We start from the raw sequence: 9,766 nt of genomic DNA, 5'->3' as shown, positions 1-9,766 counted from the left end.
ACCGCCCAATCCAAGTCGATCAGGTGCAGGAGGCTCTCGACAAACCCCGTCGTCTGCCGCAGCGCCATGCCGAACAGTACTTTCATCGTCAGACATGTCTGGATCGCAGCGTCACTGTAGTCGGGCTGTCGGCCACGTTTTCCGGTCGGCGCAGCCTCCCAGGTCATGGTGGGATCGAACCAAATCGTCAGCGAGCCACGACGCTTGAGCGCTTCGTTATAGGCGGACCAGTTCCTGGTCTTGTAGGCGAGGGGTGTCGGTTTACTCATACCACACAGCTACCATGCTGGATTCACAAGATGAATCCCTCATGGGATTTGTGCAACAGAGCCCCTTTTATGGGATAGCGATCGTTCTTGCGGCCACTGCTTATGAACTAAAAGTGGCCTGCGATAATATGACCGACTTATATGATTTGCAGGTGGCCCTGGATTCTGAATCTGCCCGAGCAGAAGATCGAGCTATGGTCTGCGCGCTGCCAATTCCAACAAAACAAGAGGTTTGGACGAAAATTAAGAAGTCGCCACAAGCAGCTTGGAATACGAGCATAAAAACGCTTGGCGGTGTCACAGACAGCGTTGCAGCATTGGAGACACCTGAGTTTGGCAGTATGTGGCAACGTTTCGCAAATTGGATCGGGGAGCGATTTTAGGCCGGGTAAGGAGATGCGATACTCAACTGCGTTGATCAATTTTGTCCCATAAGGAATAAAGTGATTGACCCAGTTACAGGTAGCAACAAGTATAAACGATTGTTATCGAAATGACGCTAGAACGTCTTTCGTTTTACCGCCCTCAAACCACCCGCCCCCACAAATCATACTCGCCCGCTTCCTCCACCACGACATCGACCAGATCGCCGGGCGCAAGCCCCTCAAACCTCTCGTCAATAAATAAATTGCCATCAATTTCGGGGGCGTCGGATTTGGTTCGGCAGGTGGCGCCGTCCTCGTCCACCTCATCCACGATCACTTGCAGGGTGCGGCCCACTTTGGCGGCCAGTTTGGCGGCGGAAATGGCTTGGGCCTTTTCCATAAAGCGGTTCCAGCGGTCTTGTTTTACGTCATTCGAAACGTGGTCGGGCAGGGCGTTAGAACGCGCGCCAGCCACGTTTTCATACTGAAAACAGCCCACGCGGTCCAGCTGCGCCTCGTCCAGCCAATCGAGCAGGGTTTGAAACTCGGCCTCCGTCTCGCCGGGATAACCGACGATGAAGGTGGACCGCAGGGTGATATCGGGGCAGACATTGCGCCACGCGGCGATTTCATCCAGCGTTTTGGCGGCGGCGGCAGGACGGGCCATGCGCTTAAGCACATCGGGGTGGGCGTGTTGGAACGGGATGTCCAAATACGGCAGGATAAGGCCATCCGCCATCAAAGGAATCAGGTCACGCACATGCGGGTAGGGGTAGACGTAATGCAGCCGCACCCAGAGATCGTTTTGGGCGCCCAGCGACCCCAAATCACGGGCCAAATCAGTGATATGCGCGCGGTGCCCTTTGTCCGTTGCGTGTTTGATATCAACGCCATACGCGCTGGTATCTTGGGAAATCACCAACAACTCGCGCACACCTGCCTGCACCAGTTTTTCCGCCTCACGGATAGCGGCATGGGCCGGGCGCGACTGCAACAGCCCGCGCATATCGGGGATGATGCAGAATTTGCACTTGTGGTTGCAGCCCTCAGAAATCTTCAGATAGCTGTAATGGCGCGGGGTCAGCGACACGCCGGACGCGGGCAAAAGATCGATAAACGGGTCGGGCGACGGCGGCACGGCCAGATGCACGGCATCCAGCACCTGTTCATATTGGTGCGGGCCGGTCACCGCCAAAATCTTGGGGTGATGTTCGCGGATATAATCGGGTTCCGCGCCCAAACAGCCCGTCACAATCACGCGCCCATTTTCGCGCAACGCCTCGCCAATCGCATCCAGACTTTCGGCCTTGGCACTGTCCAAAAACCCGCAAGTGTTTACGATCACGGCGTCTGCGCCAACATAATCAGGGGAAATCGCATACCCTTCGGCGCGCAGCCGGGTCAGGATGCGTTCACTGTCCACCAGCGCCTTGGGGCAGCCAAGGCTGACCATGCCGATCATCGGCTGGCCCTCGCGGCGGGGGGCGGTGATGCGGGCCTTGGGGGCCAAATCGGGGCGGATGTTGGGCGGATTTTGTGTCATGGCGGCGGTATATCCGCGAATCGGGCTTTGGGGAAGGGGCGCGGTACCCCGCCCGGTTTGACGCAGCGAAACGCGCAGAAAATACCGCGCATTTGAACCACCCTGTGCCGCCAAAGGGCGCTTTGGGCGGCGAGGATCATGAATTTACAACATGTTGTGGCCGCAGGCCGGGGCAGGGGCAAAAGCAGCAGCGCAACAGCCGCAGGGCGGAAAATTAAGGGTTCAACCGTAACCCTTGGCGGGACTGCAAAGGAACCGCAGGATGCATGGGCTGATCAATAGGGCGATACAATGCTATGTGCGCGACACGCATGGGGCGGACGCATGGGTGCAGGTCACCCGCATGGCGCGCCTTGGCTTTGACAGTTTTGAAACGATGCTGACCTATGACGACGCCGCAACGGAGGCGGTGATCGCGGCCGCAGTGCAGGTCCTGCGCCGCCCGCGTGAAACGATATTGGAGGATTTGGGCACATTTTTGGTGTCTGACCCCAACCTTGACGCGCTGCGCCGCCTGTTGCGGTTTGGCGGCGTCACCTTTACCGATTTTCTACTAACGCTGGAGGAAACGCGCGGGCGCGGGCAACTGGCCTTGGCCGATATCGACCTGCCGCAGCTTGATCTTTATGAAATCTCGCCTAGGCTCTACACATTGCAATGTCGTTTTCCGATTGAGGGAAGCGGGCATGTGATCGTAGGCTTATTGCGGGCGATGGCCGATGATTACGGCGCGCTGGTGCTGTTGGACCATGACGGGCGCAGTTTGGAAGGCGAAATGATCGTGATCCAACTGCTGGAGGTGGCCTATGCGCAAGGCCGCAGTTTTGATTTGTCGACTCGGGGCGGGTAAGGGGTGGATCTGGGGATGGGCCAATCGGATATGATGATTGCTGCTGCGGCGGTAAATGGGTTGATGCCGATGCATGTTTGGGCGATGCCTGACGGGCGCATCCGATCTGTCGGCACCACATTGCGCAAGGCTTTTGGGCCAAATCTGCTGGACGGCACCGCGTTTTTCGACGTGTTTGAGGTGCGCCGCCCGGGCGCGATTTTCACCGTTGATGATCTGCGCCGCCGGGCGGGCGAACGCCTGTCCATCGTGCCACACCGCGTCGCCAATGTGCAAAGCTTGCGTGGCATCGCCGTTGCCTTGGGCGGTGAAGGCGGGGTTTTGGTAAACCTGTCCTTTGGCATCGGCGTGATTGAGGCGGTGGTGGCCCATCACCTGACCGACGCCGATTTTGCCGCCACCGATTTGGCGATGGAACTGCTCTATCTGGTTGAGGCGAAAACCGCTGTAACAGAGGAGCTGCGCCAGCTGAACCTGCGCTTGCAAGGCGCGCGCGACGCCGCCCAAGAGCAGGCGCTGACCGACACGTTGACGGGTTTGCGCAACAGGCGGGCCTTGGATTTCGCGATGGCCAACTTGATCGAACACCACATTCCCTTTGGGCTGATGCACATCGACCTTGATTATTTCAAGGCGGTCAATGACACGCTTGGCCATGCGGCGGGCGACCATGTGCTGCGCCAAGTGGCGCAATCCTTGCTGCTGGAAACCCGCAGCGGCGACACGGTGGCCCGCGTGGGTGGCGACGAATTTGTGATTTTGTTCAATGGGTTGACAGAACCGGAATCGCTGTCACGCATCGCCAACCGCGTTGTGGAACGGCTCAGCGAACCCAGCGATTTTCAGGGTGAGGTGTGCCGCATTTCCGCCAGCATCGGCATCACAATTTCCACCGATTATCTCCCGCCCGAGGCGGAGCAGATGTTAAGCGATGCCGACACGGCCCTTTATGCGTCCAAAAACGCAGGGCGGGGGCAGGCGCAACTCTTTCGTGGTGACAGGCGCGCAGCGGGCGAATAGCGCAGGCTACACCACCAACCCTTGCACCCCCAAACCCGCCAACAGATTTGCGGCGGTTTGGCCCAAAATCTGTTGGCGCTGCACGGGCGTCAGGTTGGCGGCGGCGACCACCGCCACCGGGTTTTCTTTGAAAATCGGATAGTCGGACCCAAGCATGATGCGGTCCGCGCCCAACAGCGCCACCGCCGCCTCCAACGCGCGGGGCCCTAGTGATGCGCAATCATACCACAGCGCGCGCAACCTATGGCTGGGGAATGGCGCATCGGGGTTGCGGTGCCGCGCAATGCTTTCCAACCGTTCAAAGATAAACGGCAGCGTGCCGCCCAGATTAACGATTTGGAACCGAATCCCCGGATAGGTATCCAGCATGTCTGACAAAATGACGGTCAGCGCGGTCTGTGCGATCTGGTTTTGCAAATCCAACGCAGAGATGCGGTATTGCGGGTGGTCCTGCGGCAAAACCGGGGGCTGTTGCCCCACCAAAAGGCCAGGGTGAATCATCACCAAGGCACCAAGGCGCGACGCCTCTGCCAAAACAGGCCGCAGGGGGGCTGCTGCCGCCTCCGTTAGGAAATAATTGCCGGGCAGGATGATGCCGGGCAGGCCCATCGCGCGACTGTGCGCCACTTCGCGCACCGCCAAATCGCTATCGGCCAAGGGCAGGCCCGCCAGCCCAATCAACCGCCCGGCGCTGGACCGCCCCAAATCCGCCAAATGTGCGTTAAAGGCGGAAATGGCGGGCGCGGCCGCAACCGGCAGCAAATCCACCCCCAAAGCGCCCGGAAAAGTGATCATGCGGTGGGTGATCCCGCAGTCGTCCATCTGCGCCAGCCCCACGGCGGGGTCGTGATAGGCGGGCGAGAACGGAAATTCGCCGTTCATCGCGACCATCGCATCCTGCCCATCGGCGCGTCGGTGCAGCCGCGGAAAACCGGTGCGCGCGCGCAGCATATCAGGCAACGCGCCCCCGTAATAATGCGAATGCATATCAATTCGTAACGATGCCATGCCGCCCCCCGCCAATAATTGCGTAAATCAAACCACAGCCCGGCCCGCAGGGCAATTCCCGCTAAGGATTTGCCAACCTTTCCGCGCTATCCTAACCACCGGGGGCAACCCGTTGCGGCATCGCCATGCCCCCCTTTCGCCATAATGGCGTCCGTGTTGGGATAAAATCCCTTAATCTTTCCTTAAAATTGAACGATTCAGCAGGTTAGTTGGGGACAGCAAAAAAAGCCTTTGGAGTCTGAGTATGCAGTTTTTTCGTCAAGACGAGGCCGAAGTTTCCGCCATTGTTGGCTGGGGTGTGCGTGTGCTGCTGTTAAGCCCGTCTGATCGGGTCAGCGACAGCAAGGTTGCCGTGCGCGTGGCAGGCTTGGGCGGGGCCGTTGAAATTGTGAACGAACCCTTTGCCGCGCTGGACACGCTGATCTTGAAAAGCACCGGGTACGGGCTGTTCGTGATCGAATGTGACGCGTTTGGTGGGCTGGACGCGGGGCGCAAGCTGGTATCGCTGCTGCACAAAGGCGGCGTGTCCATGCCAATCTTGCTGGTGTCATCCGAATGTCAAACCCAAGAATTTCCCAAGGACAGCCATACCCCCGTTGTCCTGCGCGCCCCGGTGTCAGCCGTGTCGCTGCGCGTTGGGTTTGAACATGCGATGCGCGACCGCTTGGTGTTTCAAGCGCAATAAAAAAGGCAGGCCAAGCGGGCCCGCCTTTTCAGAATTCTGTATCCGGTGACGGATTAGGACAGCGACAAGTTTGTTGCCGATTCGCGACCGTCACGGCCGGATTCGATGTCAAACGTCACAGCGGCGCCATCGGCCAGCGTGCGCAGACCAGCGCGCTCCAAAGCAGAGATGTGCACGAACACGTCTTTGCTGCTGCCTTCGGGTGCAATAAAGCCAAAACCCTTTGTTTCGTTAAACCATTTCACGGTGCCTTTGGCCATCGTGATGTCTCCTATCTAGTGATCCACCCACACCATGTGGCGGCTCGGCACGTCAGCTGAGAATCGAGTGGCTGCGGCCGTAGAACGGAAGGGCAGTGGTCGATAGACATAACGTCGCCCAACTCTTATACGGCCAAACCGTATGAAATGCAAGCGGCTCTGTGGGCAGCGCCCGCGCGGGCGCGCAAGGCCCCATCCGCCGCACGTCTTACCGTCCGCGCCGCGGTTTGCCGCCCCGCATCCCCGCCCGCCCGGCGGTGGACCGGCCTGCCATTTTTTGCGCCTCGTCCACAGCATCCTCCACCACCGACTGGCGCGCCAATGGGTCATCGGCGATGGTCAATTCCACCGCTTCCAGCCGCTTTACCTCATCGCGCAGGCGCGCGGCCTCTTCAAATTCCAAATTCTCGGCGGCTTTGCGCATTTGCACCCGCAACCCGTCCAAATGGGCCGACAGATTGCTGCCCAGCATCGGTTTGTCGATTTTTGTCGTCACGCGCGACTGGTCAGTATCGCCAGCCCACAGGCCCGCCAGCACATCCTCCACGTTCTTTTTCACCGTGGTGGGGGTGATGCCATGTTCAAGGTTATACGCCTCTTGTTTGGCGCGGCGGCGGTCGGTTTCGCCAATCGCGCGCTCCATCGACCCCGTAATCTTGTCGGCATACATAATCACCCGGCCATCCGCGTTGCGCGCAGCGCGCCCGATGGTCTGGATAAGCGAGGTTTCAGACCGCAAAAACCCTTCCTTATCCGCGTCCAAAATCGCCACCAACCCACATTCGGGAATGTCCAATCCTTCGCGCAACAAGTTGATGCCAACCAGCACATCAAACGCGCCTAGCCGCAAATCGCGCAGAATTTCAATGCGTTCAATGGTATCGATGTCCGAATGCATATAGCGAATGCGAATACCTTGTTCGTGGAAATATTCGGTCAAATCCTCGGCCATGCGTTTGGTCAGCACGGTCACCAAAACCCGCAAACCTGCCAGCGCGACGCGGCGAATTTCGTCCAACAGGTCATCCACCTGCGCCTCTACTGGGCGAATTTCGACCATCGGATCGACCAAGCCCGTGGGGCGAATAACCTGTTCGGTGAACACGCCGCTCGCCTGTTCCAGCTCCCATTTAGATGGGGTGGCGGACACGAAAATCGACTGCGGGCGCATCGCATCCCATTCTTCAAACTTCAAGGGGCGGTTGTCCATGCAAGACGGCAGGCGAAACCCGTGTTCGGCCAGCGTCATCTTGCGCCGAAAGTCGCCTTTATACATGCCCCCGATCTGCGGCACCGACACATGCGATTCGTCGGCAAACACAATCGCATTGTCGGGGATAAATTCGAACAGGGTGGGCGGCGGCTCTCCGGGCGCGCGGCCCGTCAGATAGCGGGAATAGTTTTCAATCCCGTTGCAAACCCCCGTCGCCTCCAGCATTTCCACATCGAACGAACAGCGCTGCTCCAACCGCTGCGCCTCCAACAACTTCCCCTCTGCCGTCAGTTGGTCCAACCGCATCCGCAGTTCTTTTTTGATGCCAATAATCGCTTGGTGCATCGTCGGGCGTGGCGTCACATAATGCGAATTGGCATAGATTCGGATTTGATCAAAATTATCCGTTTTAGCCCCCGTCAGCGGGTCAAATTCGATAATCGCCTCCAACTCCTCACCGAAAAACGAAAAACGCCAGGCGCGGTCGTCAAGGTGGGCGGGCCATACCTCCAGGCTGTCGCCGCGCACCCGGAAATTGCCGCGCTGAAACGCTTGGTCGTTGCGGCGATACGCTTGCGCGACCAATTCACCAATAATCCCGCGCTGGTCGTAATTTTGCCCCACTACCAAATCTTGCGTCATCGCGGAATAGGTTTCGACCGACCCGATGCCGTAAATGCACGACACAGACGCGATAATGATCACATCATCGCGTTCCAACAGCGCGCGGGTGGCCGAATGGCGCATCCGGTCAATCTGTTCGTTGATCTGCGATTCCTTTTCAATAAAGGTATCGGACCGCGCGACATAAGCTTCGGGCTGGTAATAATCGTAATAGGACACGAAATATTCCACGGCATTGTCGGGGAAAAACCCCTTGAATTCGCCATACAGCTGCGCCGCCAACGTCTTGTTCGGGGCCAAAATAATTGCCGGGCGCTGCGTTTGTTCGATCACCTTGGCCATCGTAAACGTCTTGCCCGTGCCCGTGGCCCCCAGCAAAACCTGATCATGATCGCCCGCATCAATCCCACTCGACAGTTCCGCAATTGCGCGGGGCTGGTCACCAGCTGGCAAAAACGGCGTCGACAGCACAAACCGCTTGCCGCCTTCCAGTTTCGGGCGGGTCAGCACCTCGGGGCGGGTCGCGGGGGCATTCAGATTATTGTGGGGCATTGTGATTCCTTCCGACCCCCTAGATTTGGTCTGTTTTTGTTCCGGTGCAAGGGGCCACGTTAACGCATTGATAACTATGGTTTAAGTCGGGTTATCAAATAAAGTTCAATTTTAGGGAATATAAGATGAAAACTTACATCTTTTGGTTGAGTTGTTGGAAATGATGATGCAAAGTAATTAGGCAAGCAGCAAAGACTGTCGGCCGATCGCACCACACACCCCACCCACACTCCCAGCGATCGGTCGGCAGCACCCACCCCTTCAGGCAAAGCACTTGCAAATTCCCCCAATTTTCCCGCATATGGCGCAAGCCTAGCCTAAGGAGCCTACCCATGCGCGCGCGTATCTACCAACCTGCCCGAACTGCGATGCAATCGGGAACCGCCAAGACCAAAACATGGGTGCTGGATTTCGTGCCATCCTCGGCGCGCTCGGTCGATCCGTTGATGGGCTGGACCTCTAGCGACGATATGAATTCGCAAGTACGCTTGCGTTTTGACAGCCGCGACGCGGCAGAGGCGTATGCAAAAGCGCATGGCATCGACTATTCGGTGACTGAACCACAAGCACGCAAAGCCAACATTCGCGCTGGCGGCTATGGCGAAAATTTTGCCACGTTCCGGCGTGGTGTTTGGACCCACTAACGTGATTGTAAATCCGGGCAAAGTTGCCACGAAATCGGGGTAAAGATCCGGCGAGGCTTCCCGCCCTACTGCATGTGGTCACTTCGGGATTCTACGGCACATCATTTAGAGAGGCACATCAGGTATAGACTTGTGTCCCTGCGACCATAGTCCTTCAGGTTTCGGGTAAAGGTTTCCCGATCTGGGGGTAAAGGCTTTCTGGAAGGTTCAAAAGTTGGCGGTTTTTGACCATCAGAGTATCCGTCTTGATCAAGCCTCTTTAATCACCCAATTTCGGTTTGCTTTGATGAGGGCGTTGGCGAGTTCAATCAGCTTTCGCATGAGCGCAGTAAGGGCGACTTTTGGTGGCTTTCCAGCTTTAATCATGGCTTGATATTTTGCCTTGAGGTCAGGGTTGAATCTCATCGCGACCAAGGCTTGTTGATTTCCACTTAGAAGTGAGCCGGTTTATCGAATAATTTCCACTGAGAATTGAGCCATGTGACCCTTCCCCCAGCGCGCTGCGCCACGGGGAGCAATGGAGTGATACACATGGGACTTTTGAACATAATCCGACGCATGTCTTTGCGCGAGAAGCTATCGATCCGGGAGATTTCGCGCCGGACTGGTTTGTCGCGCAACACGATTACGAAGCATTTGAACGCGGGCACGATTGAGCCGCAGTTCACGACGCCAGATCGGCAGAGCAAGCTTGATCTTTTTGCTGATAAATTGGCCGGATGGCTAAAAACTG

General features: G+C 57.6%; 11 protein-coding genes and 1 pseudogene. 6 read left to right on the top strand and 6 right to left on the bottom strand.

Features of this window, described 5'->3' with window-relative positions:
• On the bottom strand, window positions 1-269 hold a 269-nt coding region (locus BMY36_RS17970), incomplete at its 3' end, for a transposase (RefSeq protein ID WP_175469311.1).
• Window positions 270-283: 14 nt separating this feature from the next.
• Between BMY36_RS17970 and BMY36_RS17965 the strand changes: the two genes are divergently transcribed.
• On the top strand, window positions 284-652 hold the full coding sequence (locus BMY36_RS17965; RefSeq protein ID WP_050518277.1) for a hypothetical protein: 369 nt from the start codon (window positions 284-286) through the stop codon (window positions 650-652).
• Between the two features lie 142 nt (window positions 653-794).
• On the opposite strand, the gene rimO is transcribed toward BMY36_RS17965, so the two are convergent.
• Window positions 795-2,177 carry a 30S ribosomal protein S12 methylthiotransferase RimO gene (gene rimO / locus BMY36_RS17960; RefSeq protein ID WP_050518285.1) on the bottom strand — a complete coding sequence of 461 codons (1,383 nt, stop codon included), beginning with the start codon at window positions 2,175-2,177 and terminating at the stop codon, window positions 795-797.
• Window positions 2,178-2,439: 262 nt separating this feature from the next.
• On the opposite strand from rimO, the gene BMY36_RS17950 reads away from it, so the two are divergent.
• Window positions 2,440-3,027 (top strand): heme NO-binding domain-containing protein, encoded by a 588-nt coding sequence (locus BMY36_RS17950; RefSeq protein WP_050518278.1) that lies wholly within the window; start codon window positions 2,440-2,442, stop codon window positions 3,025-3,027.
• A 9-nt stretch (window positions 3,028-3,036) separates the two neighbouring features.
• Window positions 3,037-4,047, top strand: coding sequence for a diguanylate cyclase domain-containing protein (locus BMY36_RS17945; protein ID WP_414811668.1), 1,011 nt, complete (start codon window positions 3,037-3,039; stop codon window positions 4,045-4,047).
• 6 nt (window positions 4,048-4,053) lie between these two features.
• Here BMY36_RS17945 and BMY36_RS17940 read toward each other — a convergent pair whose 3' ends face one another.
• Window positions 4,054-5,055, bottom strand: coding sequence for an amidohydrolase family protein (locus BMY36_RS17940; RefSeq protein WP_082224730.1), 1,002 nt, complete (start codon window positions 5,053-5,055; stop codon window positions 4,054-4,056).
• Between the two features lie 244 nt (window positions 5,056-5,299).
• Between BMY36_RS17940 and BMY36_RS17935 the strand changes: the two genes are divergently transcribed.
• A complete protein-coding gene (locus BMY36_RS17935; protein WP_050518281.1) occupies window positions 5,300-5,740 on the top strand; it encodes a hypothetical protein in 441 nt (146 codons plus the stop codon).
• A gap of 53 nt (window positions 5,741-5,793) precedes the next feature.
• On the opposite strand, the gene BMY36_RS17930 is transcribed toward BMY36_RS17935, so the two are convergent.
• Window positions 5,794-6,000: a cold-shock protein gene (locus tag BMY36_RS17930; RefSeq protein ID WP_050518282.1), complete on the bottom strand. Its 207-nt coding sequence runs from the start codon at window positions 5,998-6,000 to the stop codon at window positions 5,794-5,796.
• Between the two features lie 208 nt (window positions 6,001-6,208).
• A complete protein-coding gene (uvrB, locus tag BMY36_RS17925; protein ID WP_050518283.1) occupies window positions 6,209-8,389 on the bottom strand; it encodes an excinuclease ABC subunit UvrB in 2,181 nt (726 codons plus the stop codon).
• 332 nt (window positions 8,390-8,721) lie between these two features.
• Here uvrB and BMY36_RS17920 point away from each other — a divergent pair, with 332 nt between their 5' ends.
• On the top strand, window positions 8,722-9,033 hold the full coding sequence (locus BMY36_RS17920) for an ETC complex I subunit (protein ID WP_050518284.1): 312 nt from the start codon (window positions 8,722-8,724) through the stop codon (window positions 9,031-9,033).
• 249 nt (window positions 9,034-9,282) lie between these two features.
• Here the strand turns inward: BMY36_RS17920 and BMY36_RS17915 are convergent.
• Window positions 9,283-9,450, bottom strand: a pseudogene (locus tag BMY36_RS17915) (IS110 family transposase); the annotation flags it as partial.
• A 105-nt stretch (window positions 9,451-9,555) separates the two neighbouring features.
• Between BMY36_RS17915 and BMY36_RS17910 the strand changes: the two are divergent.
• On the top strand, window positions 9,556-9,766 hold a 211-nt coding region (locus BMY36_RS17910; RefSeq protein WP_139194133.1), incomplete at its 3' end, for a winged helix-turn-helix transcriptional regulator.

It is taken from the genome of Pseudorhodobacter antarcticus (assembly GCF_900110135.1).
Taxonomy (GTDB): Bacteria; Pseudomonadota; Alphaproteobacteria; order Rhodobacterales; family Rhodobacteraceae; genus Pseudorhodobacter; species Pseudorhodobacter antarcticus.
The sequence above is the reverse complement of the archived record's forward strand: the minus strand, read 5'-3'. Positions and strand labels throughout refer to the sequence as shown.